Origin of the sequence: Streptomyces sp. S3(2020) (assembly GCF_013044505.1) — a bacterium.
Lineage (GTDB): Bacteria > Actinomycetota > Actinomycetes > Streptomycetales > Streptomycetaceae > Streptomyces.
In genome coordinates this window covers 1-16,565 of the sequence record NZ_JABERD010000210.1, presented here as the reverse complement: position 1 = coordinate 16,565, position 16,565 = coordinate 1, and the positions used below count along the sequence as shown (strand labels likewise).

The 16,565-nt window shown below is 67.0% G+C and carries 18 protein-coding genes and 1 tRNA gene; 10 read left to right on the top strand and 9 right to left on the bottom strand.

What is annotated here, in order from left to right:
- Positions 1-84: 84 nt before the first annotated feature.
- From HLK59_RS40220 to HLK59_RS52520, 6 genes are all read left to right on the top strand, one after another.
- The gene (locus HLK59_RS40220; protein ID WP_171146603.1) at positions 85-1,524 is read left to right on the top strand and encodes an FtsW/RodA/SpoVE family cell cycle protein; all 1,440 of its coding nucleotides are present in this window, start codon (positions 85-87) and stop codon (positions 1,522-1,524) included.
- The gene (locus tag HLK59_RS40215; protein WP_171146602.1) at positions 1,521-2,996 is read left to right on the top strand and encodes a penicillin-binding transpeptidase domain-containing protein; all 1,476 of its coding nucleotides are present in this window, start codon (positions 1,521-1,523) and stop codon (positions 2,994-2,996) included. The genes HLK59_RS40220 and HLK59_RS40215 overlap by 4 nt, the downstream gene beginning before the upstream one ends.
- Before the next feature lie 169 nt (positions 2,997-3,165).
- Positions 3,166-5,190, top strand: a complete 2,025-nt coding sequence (gene pknB / locus HLK59_RS40210; RefSeq protein WP_171146601.1) for a Stk1 family PASTA domain-containing Ser/Thr kinase — start codon at positions 3,166-3,168, stop codon at positions 5,188-5,190.
- Positions 5,191-5,396: 206 nt separating this feature from the next.
- The gene (locus tag HLK59_RS40205) at positions 5,397-5,807 is read left to right on the top strand and encodes a hypothetical protein (RefSeq protein ID WP_171146600.1); all 411 of its coding nucleotides are present in this window, start codon (positions 5,397-5,399) and stop codon (positions 5,805-5,807) included.
- Positions 5,808-5,923: 116 nt separating this feature from the next.
- Entirely contained in the window at positions 5,924-6,418 is a 495-nt protein-coding gene (locus HLK59_RS52525) for a hypothetical protein (RefSeq protein ID WP_346779926.1), read from the top strand.
- Complete coding sequence (locus HLK59_RS52520; RefSeq protein ID WP_346779925.1) at positions 6,397-6,645, top strand: restriction endonuclease; 249 nt, start codon at positions 6,397-6,399, stop codon at positions 6,643-6,645. Before HLK59_RS52525 ends, HLK59_RS52520 begins: the two co-directional genes overlap by 22 nt.
- A gap of 58 nt (positions 6,646-6,703) precedes the next feature.
- Here the strand turns inward: HLK59_RS52520 and HLK59_RS40195 are convergent, their stop codons facing one another.
- From HLK59_RS40195 to HLK59_RS40170, 6 genes are read right to left on the bottom strand one after another with little or no spacing between them, the layout of a single operon-like run.
- Entirely contained in the window at positions 6,704-7,438 is a 735-nt protein-coding gene (locus HLK59_RS40195) for a class E sortase (RefSeq protein WP_171146599.1), read from the bottom strand.
- Positions 7,439-7,451: 13 nt separating this feature from the next.
- Complete coding sequence (locus HLK59_RS40190; protein ID WP_171146598.1) at positions 7,452-8,486, bottom strand: class E sortase; 1,035 nt, start codon at positions 8,484-8,486, stop codon at positions 7,452-7,454.
- Complete coding sequence (locus tag HLK59_RS40185; protein ID WP_171146597.1) at positions 8,483-9,121, bottom strand: aminodeoxychorismate/anthranilate synthase component II; 639 nt, start codon at positions 9,119-9,121, stop codon at positions 8,483-8,485. The genes HLK59_RS40190 and HLK59_RS40185 overlap by 4 nt, the downstream gene beginning before the upstream one ends.
- The gene (locus HLK59_RS40180; protein WP_171146589.1) at positions 9,118-9,315 is read right to left on the bottom strand and encodes a hypothetical protein; all 198 of its coding nucleotides are present in this window, start codon (positions 9,313-9,315) and stop codon (positions 9,118-9,120) included. The genes HLK59_RS40185 and HLK59_RS40180 overlap by 4 nt, the downstream gene beginning before the upstream one ends.
- A 16-nt stretch (positions 9,316-9,331) precedes the next feature.
- Positions 9,332-10,021, bottom strand: coding sequence for a class E sortase (locus tag HLK59_RS40175; protein ID WP_171146596.1), 690 nt, complete (start codon positions 10,019-10,021; stop codon positions 9,332-9,334).
- Positions 10,022-10,039: 18 nt separating this feature from the next.
- A complete protein-coding gene (locus tag HLK59_RS40170) occupies positions 10,040-10,819 on the bottom strand; it encodes a DUF881 domain-containing protein (protein WP_171146595.1) in 780 nt (259 codons plus the stop codon).
- A 141-nt stretch (positions 10,820-10,960) separates the two neighbouring features.
- On the opposite strand from HLK59_RS40170, the gene crgA reads away from it, so the two are divergent.
- Entirely contained in the window at positions 10,961-11,215 is a 255-nt protein-coding gene (gene crgA, locus HLK59_RS40165) for a cell division protein CrgA (protein ID WP_171146594.1), read from the top strand.
- A 258-nt stretch (positions 11,216-11,473) separates the two neighbouring features.
- Here the strand turns inward: crgA and HLK59_RS40160 are convergent, their stop codons facing one another.
- Together HLK59_RS40160 and HLK59_RS40155 are read right to left on the bottom strand one after the other, a co-directional pair.
- Positions 11,474-12,385 (bottom strand): rhomboid family intramembrane serine protease, encoded by a 912-nt coding sequence (locus tag HLK59_RS40160; protein ID WP_171146593.1) that lies wholly within the window; start codon positions 12,383-12,385, stop codon positions 11,474-11,476.
- Between the two features lie 133 nt (positions 12,386-12,518).
- Entirely contained in the window at positions 12,519-13,052 is a 534-nt protein-coding gene (locus HLK59_RS40155) for a peptidylprolyl isomerase (protein ID WP_171146592.1), read from the bottom strand.
- A 382-nt stretch (positions 13,053-13,434) separates the two neighbouring features.
- Here HLK59_RS40155 and HLK59_RS40150 point away from each other — a divergent pair, with 382 nt between their 5' ends.
- Positions 13,435-14,136, top strand: coding sequence for a DUF5324 family protein (locus HLK59_RS40150; protein ID WP_171146591.1), 702 nt, complete (start codon positions 13,435-13,437; stop codon positions 14,134-14,136).
- A 451-nt stretch (positions 14,137-14,587) separates the two neighbouring features.
- Here HLK59_RS40150 and HLK59_RS40145 read toward each other — a convergent pair.
- Positions 14,588-14,660, bottom strand: a tRNA-Ala gene (locus HLK59_RS40145).
- 182 nt (positions 14,661-14,842) lie between these two features.
- Between HLK59_RS40145 and HLK59_RS40140 the strand changes: the two genes are divergently transcribed.
- Both HLK59_RS40140 and HLK59_RS40135 read left to right on the top strand, forming a co-directional pair.
- The gene (locus HLK59_RS40140) at positions 14,843-15,391 is read left to right on the top strand and encodes a DNA-binding protein (RefSeq protein WP_046256534.1); all 549 of its coding nucleotides are present in this window, start codon (positions 14,843-14,845) and stop codon (positions 15,389-15,391) included.
- 279 nt (positions 15,392-15,670) lie between these two features.
- Positions 15,671-16,565: serine/threonine-protein kinase (locus tag HLK59_RS40135; RefSeq protein ID WP_171146590.1), on the top strand; the 895-nt coding region annotated here is incomplete at its 3' end.

The following is a 16,565-nucleotide window of genomic DNA, read 5'->3' as shown; positions in this document are numbered from 1 at the left end:
GGCCCCACCCTCTCGGACGAAGAGAAGCAGGTCGTCGGGCAGTGCGGTACGCAGTAGGCAAGCCGTGAGAGGCCCTGTCACACGATGAGCAGTACTTCCAACACGTCGACGCACCACACGTCCACGATCGGCTCGATCGGCACACCGAGCCGACGCAACACCGAGCTCGCGCTGCTGGTGTTCGCCGTGGTCATCCCGGTCTTCGCCTACGCCAACGTCGGGCTGGCCATCAACGACGAGCTGCCGGCCGGCCTGCTGGGCTACGGCCTGGGCCTCGGCCTGCTCGCGGGCGTCGGCCATCTCGTCGTACGGAAGTTCGCCCCGTACGCCGACCCGCTGTTGCTGCCACTGGCCACCCTGCTGAACGGGCTCGGCCTGGTCGTCATCTGGCGTCTGGACCAGTCCAAGCGACTGAGCGCCAACTACCCCGACGCGGCACCGCGTCAGCTGCTGTACTCGGCGCTGGGCGTCGCCCTGCTGGTGGCCGTACTGATCTTCCTCAAGGACCACCGCGTCCTGCAGCGCTACACCTACATCTCCATGGCCGGAGCCATGCTCCTCCTGGTGATGCCGCTGATCCCGGGCCTCAGCGCCCCCACCTATGGCGCCAAGATCTGGATCAAGATCCCCGGCCTCGGCACGCTCCAGCCAGGTGAGTTCGCGAAGATCGCCCTCGCGGTGTTCTTCGCCGGCTACCTCATGGTCAAGAGAGACGCCCTGGCCCTGGCCAGCCGTCGCTTCATGGGCCTGTACCTGCCGCGCGGCCGCGACCTCGGTCCGATCCTCGTCGTCTGGGTGATGTCGATCCTCATCCTGGTCTTCGAGACCGACCTCGGTACATCCCTGCTGTTCTTCGGGATGTTCATCATCATGCTGTACGTCGCCACCGAGCGGACCAGCTGGATCGTGTTCGGTCTGCTGATGTCCGCCGCCGGTGCCGTGGGTGTCGCCTCCTTCGAGCCGCACGTCCAGCAGCGAGTCCAGGCGTGGCTCGACCCCATGCGCGAGTACACGCTCAGCAGGCAGGGCATCTACGGCCACACCGAGCAGTCCATGCAGGCCCTGTGGGCCTTCGGCTCCGGCGGCACCCTCGGTACCGGCCTCGGGCAGGGCAACTCCGACCTCATCGGCTTCGCCGCCAACTCCGACTTCATCCTCGCCACGTTCGGCGAGGAGCTCGGCCTCGCGGGCGTCATGGCGATCCTGCTGATCTACGGGCTGATCGTGGAACGCGGTGTACGCACGGCCCTCGCCGCCCGCGACCCGTTCGGCAAGCTCCTGGCCATCGGCCTGTCCGGCGCCTTCGCCCTCCAGGTCTTCGTCGTGGCCGGCGGTGTCATGGGCCTGATCCCGCTGACCGGTATGACGCTGCCGTTCGTCGCCTACGGCGGTTCGTCCGTCATCGCCAACTGGGCCCTGATCGGCATCCTGCTGCGCATCAGCGACACCGCACGCCGCCCGGCGCCCGCGCCCGCCCCCAACAACCCCGACGCCGAGATGACCCAGGTGGTCCGCCCGTCATGAACAAGCCCCTGCGCCGGATCGCGATCTTCTGCGGACTCCTCGTCCTCTCCCTGCTCATCCGTGACAACTGGCTCCAGTACGTCAAGGCCGACGAACTGAGGACCGACACCGACAACCGCCGGGTCGCCATCGAGCGGTACGCCACCCCGCGCGGCAACATCATCGTCGACGGCAAGGCCATCACCGGCTACAAAGAGACGACCACGGGCGACTTCAAGTACAAGCGCACCTACAAGGACGGCGCCATGTGGGCGCCCGTCACCGGCTTCGTCTCCCAGGCCTACGGCGCCAACCAGCTGGAGAGCCTCGAGGACGGCATCCTCACCGGCAACGACGACCGGCTCTTCTTCCGCAACACCCTCGACATGATCACGGGTAAGGCGAAGGAGGGTGGCAATGTCGTCACCACCCTCAACGCCGCCGCCCAGAAGGCCGCGTACGAAGGCCTCGCCAAGCGCGGCAAGGGCGCTGTCGTCGCCCTCGAACCGTCCACCGGCAAGATCCTGGCGATGGCCTCCTACCCGTCGTACGACCCCGGGACGATCGCCGGCGGCAGCGACTCGGACGCGGCGGCCTGGAAGAAGCTCGACAAGAAGAACAACCCCGACGACCCCATGCTCAACCGGGCGCTGCGCGAGGTCTACCCGCCCGGCTCCACCTTCAAGGTCGTCACCGCGGCCGCCGCACTGGAGAGCGGCCTGTACGACGACGCGGACGAGAAGACGGACTCCCCGCTGCCCTGGGTCATGACGGGCACCACGACCGAGCTGAAGAACGAGGGCAACATCCCCTGCAAGAACGCCACCCTGCGCGTCGCTCTGCAGTGGTCCTGCAACACCGTCTTCGGCAAGATCGGCGCCGACCTCAAGAACGAGAAGATGCTGGAAGAGGCCAAGAAGTTCGGCTTCACCGAGGAGCAGTTCACCCCGGTCCGCTCCAGCGCCTCCGTCTTCTCCGACAACATGGAGCCCTCGCAGGTCGCCCTGTCCTCCATCGGCCAGTTCAACACCGCCGCCACCCCGCTGCAGATGGCCATGGTCGCCTCCGCGGTCGCCAACGACGGCACCCTCATGAAGCCGTACATGGTCGACGAGCTCCAGGCCAGCAATGTCGACGTCATCGAGAAGACCGACCCGGAGACGTACAGCGAGCCCCTGTCGGCGAAGAACGCGCAGATCCTCCAGTCGATGATGGAGACGGTCGTCAAGGACGGCACCGGCAAGACCGCCCAGATCGGCGGCGGCGTCACCGTCGGCGGCAAGACCGGCACCGCCCAGCACGGCGAGAACAACAGCAAGAACCCGTACGCCTGGTTCATCTCGTACGCCAAGCTCGCCGACGGCAGCAAGCCGGTCGCCGTGGCCGTGGTCGTCGAGGACGAGGACGCGGTCCGCGAGAACATCTCCGGCAGCGGCCTCGCGGCCCCCATCGCCAAGAGCGTGATGGAGGCGGTCATCAACTCCAACAAGTGACCCCGATCACGTCCCCTTCACATCGGTGCACGTTGCGATACCGGTCCTGTATCGGGTGACGGGCTTGGCCAGGTCACACAAAGCCAGCCGGGTACGGTAGGCCCGGACGGCAGCCTCCGACCGCACACCAGTGCCGGTCGGGACCGACGGAGAGGGCTGGTAGGTAGCTATGGAAGAGCCGCGTCGCCTCGGCGGCCGGTACGAGCTGGGCCAGGTGCTCGGCCGTGGTGGCATGGCGGAGGTCTACCTCGCGCATGACACCCGGCTCGGCCGCACCGTGGCGGTGAAGACGCTGCGCGCGGACCTCGCGCGCGACCCGTCTTTCCAGGCCCGGTTCCGCCGGGAGGCCCAGTCGGCCGCCTCGCTCAACCATCCCGCGATCGTCGCGGTCTACGACACGGGCGAGGACTACATCGACGGGGTCTCGATCCCGTACATCGTGATGGAGTACGTCGACGGCTCCACGCTCCGTGAGCTGCTGCACTCCGGCCGCAGGCTGCTGCCGGAGCGCACGCTGGAGATGACGATCGGCATCCTCCAGGCCCTGGAATACTCCCACCGGGCCGGCATCGTCCACCGCGACATCAAGCCGGCCAACGTCATGCTCACGCGCAACGGCCAGGTCAAGGTCATGGACTTCGGCATCGCCCGCGCCATGGGCGACTCCGGCATGACGATGACCCAGACGTCGGCGGTCATCGGCACGGCCCAGTACCTCTCGCCGGAGCAGGCGAAGGGCGAACAGGTCGACCAGCGGTCCGACCTGTACTCGACGGGCTGCCTCCTCTACGAACTCCTCACGGTCCGCCCGCCCTTCGTGGGCGACTCCCCGGTGGCCGTGGCCTACCAGCACGTCCGCGAGGAGCCCCAGCCCCCGTCGGTCTTCGACCCCGAGCTCACGCCCGAGATGGACGCCATCGTCCTCAAGGCCCTGGTCAAGGACCCCAACTACCGCTACCAGTCCGCCGACGAGATGCGCATCGACATCGAGGCGTGCCTGGACGGCCAGCCGGTGGCAGCCACCGCGGCGATGGGCTCCGTCGGCTACGGCGGCTACCCCGACGACCAGCCGACGACCGCCCTGCGCTCCGCCGACGCCGGCGCCACGTCGATGCTCCCGCCCATGAACCCGGACGACGGCGGCTACGGCGGCTACGACGACCGCCCCGACCGCCGCCGCCAGCCCAAGAAGAACAACACCTCTACGATCCTCCTGGTCGTCGCGGCCGTACTGGTCCTGATCGGCGCGATCCTGATCGGGAAGTGGGCGTTCAGCGGGAACAACAGCGCCGACGACAAGGTGGCGGTGCCGACCTTCATCGGTGAGACGCTGAAGAGCGCCAAGACCATGGCGACGAACAGTGATCTGCAACTGGCCACCACCGAGAAGACCTGCGAGGACCAGCCCAAGGGCAGCATCTGCGAGCAGGACGTCGACCCGGGAACCAAGGTCGACAAGAAGTCCACCATCAACCTGGTGGTCTCCACGGGCGCCCCGAAGGTGATCGTCCCGAGCGTCATCGGCGACCAGTTCGACGACGCCAAGGCGAAACTTGAGGGCGACGACTACGGTCTCAAGGTCGAAAAGAAGGAGAAGGAGTCCCCGGAGGAGACCGGCTCCGTCCTCGACCAGACCCCCGTCTTCAACAAGGAAGTCGAAAAGGGCTCGACGATCACCCTCACCGTCGCCACCGAGATCCAGAAGTCGACGGTCCCGGACGTCAGCGGCCTGAGCTGCGACGACGCCAAGGCGCGGATGTCCGAGAGCAACCTCACCGGCAACTGCGTCACCGACGCGGAGACCGACGACGACAACCTGGTCAACAAGGTCGTCAACACCGACCCGGCGATCGGCAGCTCGGTCGACAAGAACTCGACGGTGACGATCCACCTCGGCAAGAAGACCCAGAAGACCAAGGTCCCGAACGTCGTCGGACAGACGGTGCAGCAGGCCAAGCAGACCCTTCAGGCACAGGGCTTCACCAACATCCAGTTCGCCAACGGCAGCGACCAGAGCGACACGGCCTTCGTCACCGACCAGGACCCGGACCGGGACAACGAGGTCGACGACCCAGCCAGCACGACCATCACCCTGACGACTGTCAGCGTCGGAGGAAACAACAACGGCGGAAACAACGGCGGAGGCACCTTCTTCGGCGGCACGACCGGAACGGCGGCCCGCACGGAGGACTGACTCGTTCTCACATCGCCCAGGAGCCCCGAACCCACAACGGTTCGGGGCTCCTGCGTAAAAGCGGGGTCATGCCTACAAGACTTTACTAGGATTTACATTACGTAAAGGACTGGCCATGCTTCCGTCCGTCGTCCCGGTACCGCCTCACCTGGCGAACGACCACTGCAGGAGACGACGGGAGTACCCAACCGTCTAAGGGGAGAGACGTGAAGAAGACAGCGCGGATCGTAGGTGTAGCCGCGACCGCCATGCTCGTGGCGACGCTCAGCACAAGCCCCGCCCAGGCTGCCCCAGCCAATCGCAGCTGCGACACCACTGGCGCGGACGGCTTCATCTATTTCTTCGACTGGGGCAATGGACCGGTCACGGACCTCAAGTTGGAATGGCACCTCGACGACACCCTCGCCGACGGCCACCACACCCGAATCCGCTTCTTGTCCAAGCAGCATGACGGAACCGTCCACCGCTGGCCGTGGCACAAGAACACCGGAGGCAAGGGGCACCACGAGTGGGCAGCCACCACAGCCTCGGACGACTACGGCATCTTCTCGATCGGGGTCGAAGTCGCCAGATACGAAGGCGACACCAAGTTGAACTCCTGCACCCACTGGGGATAGTGCGCTCGACAAGGCGCCCGGCCGAGACTACTCGGCCGGGCGTTCTACTTGGGTAGCCAGTGGGGGCGTACCTCTGCCCTGGCCATGCGGTCAAGCCACGAGCAGCAGGGCAGAACGTGATCAACGAATCCGCGCTGCTGGAATCGAAGAGCCTCCGCGACAGCGTGCTGGAACGGACCGACGTACTCGACAGGGTAAAAGCGCTGTCGTTGCTGCCGGATGGGATGCATGTGACGACGGCAATGGTGGCGGCGTACTTCGAGGTGGGCCTCAAGGCCATCGAATCCCTCGTAGTCGACCACCGCGAAGAACTGGTAGCAAACGGCTATCGCGTTTTGACGGGTACAGAACTGACCTCCTTCAAGGAGGTCAGTGGGATTCAGTCGCGCTCTCGCTCACTCGCGCTATACCCCCGCCGAGCCGTCCTCAACGTCGCCATGCTCCTCCGCGACAGCGAAGTCGCACGTCAGGCGCGTGTCTACCTCCTGGACATGGAGTACCTGGCCCGCACCCAACCTCAGGAGAGCACCGCAAGGAGCTCATCGCCCTACGGTCAGGAGTACGGGGCGACCGGCCCACCATCGGAGTCATGGCCGCCATGGACCCGATGAACCAATGCAAGAGGTTCGCGCCCTACCTCAAAATCACCAGCCCGGACATCCAGAAGTTCATCGGGTCAGCGAAGGTTCTCTACGGAGCGGAAGTAGTGCTCTTCGTAGCAACGTGCCCGTTCACCCCAGACGCCTTGCAACTCGCCGCAGAGACCGGGATCACGGCCGTACACCGCGTGATGCTGGAGGAGTGGAACGCCGGGGAACCGTTGAAGATCCTCAAGTAGGCGCCGCCTGATCAAGAGGCCCGAAGCCGCAGGAGAAAGTTGCGGCTTCGAGCCTCAGTCAGCGCAGTTCCCTAGGCAACGTCCGCGCACTGTCCACCTTCTCCACCCGCACCAACTCCCCCCACACCACATACCGGTACCGGCTCGTGTACACCGGCGTGCAGGTCGTCAGCGTGATGTACTTGCCGGCCTTCTTCTTCCCCGACTCCTTCGGGACGGCACCCAGCACCTTGACGTTGTACTTCGAGGTCTCCGGAAGGATCGCGTACGCCTTGTAGACGTACCACTTGTCCTTCGTCTCGAAGACGATCGGGTCGCCCTTCTCGATCTTGTCGATGTTGTGGAACTTGGCGCCGTGACCGTCACGATGGGCAGCCAACGAGAAGTTGCCGTCCTTGCCGGACATCGGCAGCGTCGCCTTGACCGGGTCGGTGTAGTACCCGGCGACACCGTCGTTGAGCTGCTTCGTCGACGTGCCCTTCTCGACCAGGACCTCGCCGCCGCTCATCGCGGGGACATGCAGGAAGCCGATGCCGTTCTTCGTGTTCAGCGCACCCGGCCCCGTGTCCTGAGCCCAGTTGTCACGGACCTTGTCGGCCTGTTTGCCCGCCGCGCGGTCGGCGACGACGTTCGTCCACCACAGCGAGTAGACGACGAACAGGCCGAGGACGAGGCCCGCCGTGATGAGGAGTTCACCGAAGACACTGACCGCCGTGGCGATCGGCCCCATGCCGCGGCGGCGCTGGGCGGGGGTGGTACCGGTGACCTCTTGCTGCTCCGCGGTCGCTGCCACTGTTCATCTGCCCTTACTGGACGAGCGCATCCGGCTTGCCCTTGCTGCGCGGCCGGTCCTCGACCATTTTGCCCCAGACGATCAACCGGTACTTGCTGGTGAACTCCGGCGTGCAGGTCGTCAAGGTGATGTAGCGGCCCGCGGTCGTGAACCCGCCCTGCTTCGGAATCGCATCCAGCACGCTCGTGTTGCTCGGCGCCGTCACCGGCAGCGACGACGTCATCTTGTAGACGAAGTAGTCGTCCTGCGTCTCCACGACGATCTCGTCACCCTTGCTGAGCTTGTTGATGTACCGGAACGGCTCGCCATGCGTGTTCCGATGCCCCGCCAGCCCGAAGTTCCCGCTCTTCGCGCTCGGCATCGCCGTCTTCAACGCACCCTCGGAGTAATGCCCGACCATGCCCCGGTCGAGCACCTTCTTGTTGCTGACGCCCTCCGCTATCGGCACGACCACGTCCAGCTTGGGAATGTGCAGCAGCGCGAACCCCTGCCCCGGCTCGAACTCGCCCGGCGCCCGCTTGCCGCTCTCCCACTCCTCCTGGAGGGTGCTCGCCTCCTTGCCGGCCTGCGCATGCGCCCGCACGTTCGTCCACCACAACTGGTAGGTGACGAACAGCAGCATCAGCACACCGGTGGTGATGAACACCTCACCGACCGCCCGGCTCGCCAGCACGGCCGCCCCCGGCTTGCGCGCCCGCGCCTGCCGCCGGGCCTCGACACGGGAGAGCGGCGCCGACGACGACTCCCCCTCCTCCGGCTCCTCCGCGGGCTTCCCCCCGCCCCCATGACGCCCACCACGGCGCTTGGCGGCCTTCCTGCGGGCCGCACGGCCCCCCGCGGGGGTTCCAGGGGCTCCTGTGACGGACGAGGCGTCAGACGCCGATTGGGCCGCTCCCGCATACCCCGGGATGTCGGCTATTCGCAGCGCCACCGTCTCCTCGTCCGGAGGCGGCATCCACAGCTCCTGCTCCCCGAACGCACCGGCACCCTCGTACGACTGCTCCCCGTACGAGGTCCCGGACTCGCGCTCGGGGCGCAGTGCGGTCACGCCGAGGCCCTGCCCACCACCGGGGCCAGCCCCGCGCTTCTCGCCACCGCACCCTGGTCGCCGCACGTCACCAGCCAGTTGGCCAGCATCCGGTGCCCGTGCTCCGTCAGCACCGACTCGGGGTGGAACTGCACCCCCTCGACAGGCAGTTCACGGTGCCGCAGCCCCATGATGATCCCGTCGTGCGTCCGCGCGGTCACCTCCAGCTCGCCCGGCACCGTCTCCGGCTCGGCGGCGAGGGAGTGATAGCGGGTCGCGGTGAAGGGGGTGGGCAGCCCGGCGAAGACGCCCTTGCCCTCGTGCTCGACCAGCGAGGTCTTGCCGTGCAGCAGCTCCGGGGCGCGGTCCACGACCCCGCCGTACGCCACCTGCATCGACTGCATCCCCAGGCACACACCGAAGACCGGCACCCCGGTCGCCGCGCAGTGGCGGACCATCTCGATGCAGACGCCCGCCTCCTCCGGCGTCCCCGGACCCGGCGACAGCAGCACCCCGTCGAAGCCGTCCTGGGCGTGCGCCGTCGACACCTCGTCGTTGCGCAGCACCTCGCACTCGGCGCCCAGCTGGTACAGGTACTGCACCAGGTTGAAAACGAAGCTGTCGTAGTTGTCGACGACGAGAATCCGCGCACTCACTGGTTGTCCACCGTCACATCGTTGAAGGGCAGCAGCGGTTCGGCCCACGGGAAGACGTACTGGAACAGGACGTAGACCACAGCAAGCACCAGCACGAGCGAGACAAACGCCCTCACCCACGCGTTCCCTGGCAGATGCCGCCAGATCCAGCCGTACATGCCGTCCCTTCCGTCGCACCACGGCACCAGACTCACGCCGTACCGCACCAGACTAACGGCGCAGGGCCGTCGGCTTCCCTTCCTCCACAGGCTGTGTGGAGTCCAGGTGCGCCCACACGATCAGCCGGTGACTGTGCCCCCACTCCGGATCGCATGTAGTCAGGGTCAGATAGCGGCCCGACCGCGTATACCCCGACTTACGTGGCACAGGATCGATCACCTCAACGTCCGTGGGCACGGTTTTGTAGGGCCCTTTGTCGATCCGATACGTGAACCAGGTCGTCCCGTCCGTCAGCACCACCGCATCCCCTCGCCGCAGCTTGGGAAAGTCCTTGAAGGGATCGCCGTACGTACGCCGATGACCGGCCACCGAGAAGTTGCCCGTCTCCCCGAGCCGCGCGGTCCGCGCGTAGTGCCCGAGCCCCTTCTTCAACGTGCCGACGGCCGTCCCCTCCAGCACGGGCTTGTTCCACGTGAAACCAAGCCGAGGGATGTACATGATCGCGAAAGGCTTCCCGCTCTTGTACGGCGCCGGCTCGGCCGGAGCCGCGGTGGCACCCCCCGTCACCCTGGGCTGCTCCACGCTCCCCTTCGCCCACTGGTCCTGCAACTGGTCGATCTGCTCGCCCATGACGTCGTCGGCCTTCACGCCGGTCCAGAACAGCACGTAGACCACGAAGAGCACGATGACCGTGCCGACGGTGATACAGAGTTCGCTGACGGTCCTGACGACGACACGCACCGGCGGCTCCAGAGAGGCCTACTCCACAGGCTTGGCGTACTGCAGATCCACTGTGCCCGAGTAGCCGGGCAGAGTCACCGTCCCTTCGTCCTCGACTTTCCAGCCGAGCCCGTAGACGTTGACGTACACCATGTAGTTCTGGATCGCCGGACTCGCCGCGAGCGACGTCCGCAGCTTCTCCGGGTCCCCGATCGCCGTGATCTTGTACGGCGGTGAGTAGACCCGGCCCTGGAGGATGAGCGTGTTGCCCACGCAGCGCACGGCGCTGGTGGAGATCAGCCGCTGGTCCATGACCTTGATGCCCTGGGCGCCGGCCTGCCACAGGGCGTTCACCACGGCCTGGAGGTCCTGCTGGTGGATGACCAGGTAGTCGGGCTGCGGCTCGGGATAGCCGGGGAGTTTGGCGGTGGCGTCCGGCGGGGCGTCGTTGAGCGTGACGGAGATCGCCTCACCCTTCAGCTTCTGCGTTCCCGCCGTCTTCTCCAGCGCCGCCAGCTTGTCGTCCTCGGCCTTGGTGCTGCCGTCGTCCCGCTCGGCCAGCGCCTCGACGTCGTCCCTGAGCGTTCCGTTGGTCTCGTCCAGCTGACCGTTCTTGTGGCTGCGCTCCAGGATGAGGTCGGACAGCTTCAGCAGTGAGGCGTCCGTGCGGATGTTGGTGCCCTTGGCCGTGTTGAAGCTGGTGAAGAAAATGAGGCCCGCGAGAGCGAAGACGGCCACCGTGAGCAGCCGCACGGGCCGGAAACCCCGTTTGCGGACAGGGCTGGATTCGGCCTGGGGGGAGTCGGCAGAATTGCTCAACGTACCCTTATCTCCTTCGGCGCCGCGGAAGCACTACGCTAACGGACGCCCGGGGGAGCACTAAGTGTCCCCTTGTACGCTGCCCCGAGCCCGACCTAGTTACCTGCGCGGCCACGCAGCGCATCGACAGGAGAGACCCTCGTGCCGAAGTCACGTATCCGCAAGAAGGCTGATTACACGCCGCCGCCCGCGAAGCAGGCGACCAGCATCAAGCTGAACAGCCGTGCCTGGGTCGCGCCCGTCATGTTGGCCCTGTTCGTCATCGGGCTGGCCTGGATCGTCGTCTTTTATGTGACGGACGGCTCGCTGCCCATCGACAAGCTCGACAACTGGAACATCGTGGTGGGCTTCGGCTTCATCGCCGCCGGCTTCGGCGTCTCCACGCAGTGGAAGTAGCGGCGACTCCGCGGTGAACCCAGCTCTGCCCAGGGCTATCCGCTGAGTTATCCACAACGTTTTCCACAGTGGGGAAAAAGAACGACGATCTGTGGATAACTCATCCAGCGTTGACGCCGGTGTGACGGAACTACCGGTCACCCGAAAGCATGTTCGCCCCCTGTCCGACCTGCGGAAACACAGGTCAGCGACAGGGGGCACGCTTGTTCGCGCACGCTGTGCGCAAGATTCGCCACCCGCTGTGGACAACGGCCCCGCTCAGGTGAGCTGAGCCGTCCTCACCAGCGTCAATACGACGACCAGGGCGAGGACGAGCGCGCAGGTGCCGTACTGGATCAGGGCCCGTCGCTCGCGCGGGGCGTGCACCATGGCGTAGCCGATGACCACGCCTCCGGCGAGGCCGCCGATGTGGGCCTGCCAGGAGATGTCGAACGCCGGGTTGAAGGTGAAGATGAGGTTGATCACGAGGAGCGCGATGATCGGCCGCATGTCGTAGTTGAGCCGGCGCATCAGGACGGCGGTGGCGCCGAAGAGGCCGAAGATGGCGCCGGAGGCGCCGAGCGTGGCTGTGGTCGGGGACTCCAGCAGATAGGCCAGGACGCTGCCGGCGAGGCCGGACACCAGGTAGAGCGTGAGGTAGCGGGCGCGGCCGAGGGCTGCTTCGAGTGGGCCGCCGAGCCACCACAGGCTCAGCATGTTGAAGGCGATGTGCCAGATCTCCTGGTGCGTGAACATCGAGGTGACCAGGCGGTACCACTGTCCGTCGGCGACGCCCTCGGTGGCCGTGAACGGGGCCGGTGGCCAGGCTCCGATGAGGACCAGGTCGCTGAGCAGCGAGTTCGATGCGCGGACCGCGATGAACACGGCGAGGTTGATCCCGAGGAGGATCTTGGTGACCAGCCGGGGGTCGGCGGCGATGGTTCCGCCGGCGATGGTGCGGGGCATCGCGGCGTCGGGGCGGTGGCCGGTGCCGGAACCGCCGCGGACGCAGTCGGGGCATTGGAAGCCGACGGAGGCGCTGATCATGCACTCGGGGCAGATCGGGCGTTCGCAGCGGGTGCAGCGGATGCCGGTCTCGCGGTCGGGATGGCGGTAGCAGCCGGGCAGGCCCTCGGCTTGCTGGGGGCCCTGGTCCTCCGGGCCCTGTGGGCTGCCTGGCGCCTGGTCCATGGGGTCCCCTAAGTCGTCGTATGCAATGAAACCGCCCCGCCCATCCTTACGGACGAGCGGGGCGTTTGGTTCCCTGGTGGACCGGGCGCCGGTGGGCCGGGGCGTTCGGGTCGGCCCTCGTGGGGTTCGGTGTTCAGCCCTTGCGGGTTTCGACGACGACCGACTCGATGACGACGTCGTTGAGAGGGCGGTCGGTGCGCGGGTTGGTCTGGGTGCCCGCGATGGCGTCGACGATCTTCTGGCTGGCCGCGTCGGTGACCTCGCCGAAGATGGTGTGCTTGCGGTTCAGCCATGTCGTGGTGCCGACGGTGACGAAGAACTGTGAGCCGTTGGTGCCGGGTCCGGCGTTGGCCATGGCCAGCAGGTAGGGCCTGTCGAAGGAGAGGTCCGGGTGGAACTCGTCCTGGAACTGGTAGCCGGGGCCACCGGTGCCGTTGCCCAGCGGGTCACCGCCCTGGATCATGAAGCCGCTGATGACGCGGTGGAAGACCGTGCCGTCGTAGAGCTTGGCCGTGGACTTCTCGCCGGTGGCGGGGTTGGTCCACTCGCGCTCGCCGGTGGCGAGCTCGACGAAGTTCTTGACCGTGATCGGCGCGTGGTTCGGGAGGAGTCGGACCTCGATGTCGCCGTGGTTGGTCTTCAGGGTGGCGTAGAGCTGCTCGGCCACGATCTGCCTTCCGTCGTCTTTCTTTGACTCCCCGATCCTCGCACGGTCCACGCGATCCGTCGCTCGTCGTCCTCCTGCGGGCGGCTGCTGCGGGGTGTCGCTTGCGGGGAACGGGTCGTGTGCAGAAAACCGGTCGAGTAGTACCGGGCCGGGGGCGTTCGTCGGCGATCCATGGCATTGTCGACGACAAGCTCCCGTTGCCCCGTATTCATCCGCTATTGCATGTGATCGGTTCTTCAGCAGCGCTTGATCGTAGATGGTCCGGAGTCGGTGTCCATGACCCGGATGCCCGCCCTCACATGCCCAGGTCCCCGTTGGCAGGCATGATCCGTAAAAGGGTGGAAAGTCGAATTACCGTACGCCACCGAGGAGGAGGATTCCCGTGACCCGCATCGACAGCGTGCGCGCCGCGACCGGTTCGGCGAAGGACAGCGTGCTGCACGCCGCGGAAGTGGTGGCGCCCTACGCCGACACGGCCAAGGACAGGGCCGCTCACTACACACACGAGGCACGCGTACGGCTCGCGCCGAAGGTGTCGCAGGCGGCCGAACAGGCCCGCGTCCAGTACGACGCCCATGTCGCACCGCGCGTGGAGCAGGCCCTGACGCATGTGCCGCCGAAGGTCGACCACGCCGCCCATGAGGCCGCCGTCCGCACCCGCAAGGCTGCCCGGCAGGCCGCTGACTATTCGCGTCCGAGGATCGAGCAGGCCGTGGCCGCGGCGGGGCCCGTCAGGGAAGAGGCCGCGTCCCGTGGTGCGGCCGCGCTGCTCGCGCTGCGCGGGCAGGTCTCGCCCAAGGAGATCGAGAAGCTGACCCGCAAGCACAACCGGCGGGCGAGGGTCGGCCGTCTCGCCAAGGCGCTGGCGATCGTGGGTGTTGTCGCGGGTGGTGCTTTCGCTGCCTGGAAGTGGTGGGACAAGCAGGCCAACCCTGACTGGCTGGTCGAGCCGCCCGCCGCGACGGAGGTCCCGGAGTCGAGTCGGCTGACATCGGTCGACGGCAGCGGTCAGTCCGTGCTCGACCCGGAGGTACAGGCCAAGGAGGCCGAGGAGGAGGCCGCGAACCGAGACGAGCGCCACTGACGTCCGGCACTCCGAACATCGTTGTGGGGCAGGAGACTTGAGGGTCTCCTGCCCCACAACGATGTTTCACGTGGAACAGCGGATGCTTGCCCTCTGCACCCACGATGACGTTTGCAACGGTTCGGGTGTGCAAGTTCCGCGCAGACTGCGTTGACGGAGAGCATCGTCCTGGTTACCAGCACACGTCCTCACCAGTCCCCACAAGGCCTCCACCAGTGGAAGCACTGACTCCGGCACCTCGTCGGCCACGCGCACGTGTGGCTCTCACCCTTTGCCGCCTCGCACGTTTGCGCAAATATCTGCAACGCCTCAGGCCCTGCCGAGTGACTCACGTCACCCAGGAGGCCTTTCTCCGTCCACACCCGCCGCATGCGCGGATCCGTGCCGTGAAAAACCGGCACATGCAAGAACCGGCCAGACGCCGTGAAGGGCGTCTGGCCGGTCCGAGGTGTGGAGCCTAGGGGAGTCGAACCCCTGACATCTGCCATGCAAAGACAGCGCTCTACCAACTGAGCTAAGGCCCCGGAAGGGAAGCGTCCGACCGGAAGTGACTGATACCGGTGGGCGCCGCAGACCAGAGTACCGGGTCGCCCCCGGTATCTCGCAAAAAGATTGGGGGTCCCGATGAACGACCACTCTCCGTAAGATGCTCGGCGTGGTTCGCTACAGCGAACCGCGGTATTTGGGGAAGCGATGGGGAGACGCAATGGACGCCGCACAGCAGGAAGCGACCGCAAGAGCGCGGGAACTGCAGCGGAACTGGTACGGGGAGCCGCTGGGGGCGCTCTTCCGTAAGCTCATCGACGATCTTGGTCTCAACCAGGCTCGTCTCGCGGGGGTACTGGGACTGTCCGCACCGATGCTGTCGCAGCTGATGAGCGGTCAGCGGGCGAAGATCGGCAATCCGGCCGTGGTCCAGCGGGTGCAGTTGCTGCAGGACCTGGCCAGGCAGGTCGCGGACGGCAGCGTCAGCGCTGCCGAGGCGACCGAGCGGATGGACGAGATCAAGAAGTCGCAAGGGGGCTCGGTGCTCAGCAACGCCACGACCACGACGAGCAGTTCGGGAGCGCCGACGGTCAAGCGGGTCGTCCGTGAGATCCAGTCGCTGCTGCGGTCGGTCGCGGCCGCGGGGGACATCATCGAGGCAGCCGACACCCTCGCCCCGACCCATCCGGAACTGGCAGAGTTCCTCCGGGTCTACGGCGCGGGCCGCACCTCGGACGCGGTCTCGCACTACCAGTCCCACCAGAGCTGACCCCGCGGGCCCGGTCACCGAAGGGGGTTCGGCAGCCGGGCCTGCGGCAGAGGAGGCGTGAGGGGGTCGCGCCGCGCGGAGAGAGGCACAGGAGTCGTCGCTCATCCGGGGAGGGACACGTGGGGGCGTGTCACTCACCGGCCGGGGGACGGGCCGTGTCACTCGCCGGGAGGCGGTGCGAGGGGTGTCACTCATCCTGGAGCGGTGCGGCGGGAGTCGTATCGCTCGCGGAGGGGGAGGCAAGGGGGGAGACCGCAGGGGGAGGAGCGACGCACTGCCATGGGTGAGGTCTTCGCCGGCCGGTACGAACTCGTCGATCCGATCGGGCGTGGAGGTGTCGGCGCCGTCTGGCGCGCCTGGGACCACCGCCGCCGTCGGTATGTCGCCGCCAAGGTGCTGCAGCAGAGCGACGCGCACTCGCTGCTGCGCTTCGTCCGTGAACAGGCGCTGCGGATCGACCACCCACATGTGCTGGCGCCCGCGAGCTGGGCCGCCGACGACGACAAGGTCCTGTTCACCATGGATCTGGTCGGCGGTGGTTCGCTGGCCCATCTGATCGGGGACTACGGTCCCCTGCCGCCGTCCTTGGTGTGCACGCTCCTCGACCAGCTTCTGTCGGGGCTGGCGGCGGTGCACGCGGAGGATGTGGTGCACCGGGACATCAAGCCCGCCAACGTGCTGCTGGAGGCCACCGGTACCGGTCGGCCCCGGCTGCGGCTGTCCGACTTCGGTATCGCGATGCGGCTGGGCGAACCGCGGCTGACGGAGACCAACCTCGTGGTGGGGACGCCGGGTTACATCTCGCCCGAGCAGATGATGGGCTCGGAGCCGGACTTCCCCGCCGATCTGTTCGCCGTCGGACTGGTCGCGCTGTACCTCCTGGAGGGCGCCAAGCCGGACGCCAAGGCTCTCGTCCAGTACTTCGCGGCGCATGGGACGCCGAGTGCGCCCAAGGGCATTCCCGAGCCGCTGTGGCAGGTCGTGGCCACGCTGGTGCAGCCGGATCCGCAGGCGCGGTTCCGCACCGCCACGGGGGCGCGCAAGGCGCTCGCCGCGGCCGCGGAGCTCCTGCCGGAGCCGGGCCCCGACGACGAGCTGATCGAGATCTTCGACCAACTGGGTCCCCCCCCCCCCGCGCTCGGCCCGCCGCGGCCCCTCCAACCCCCCCCCCGGG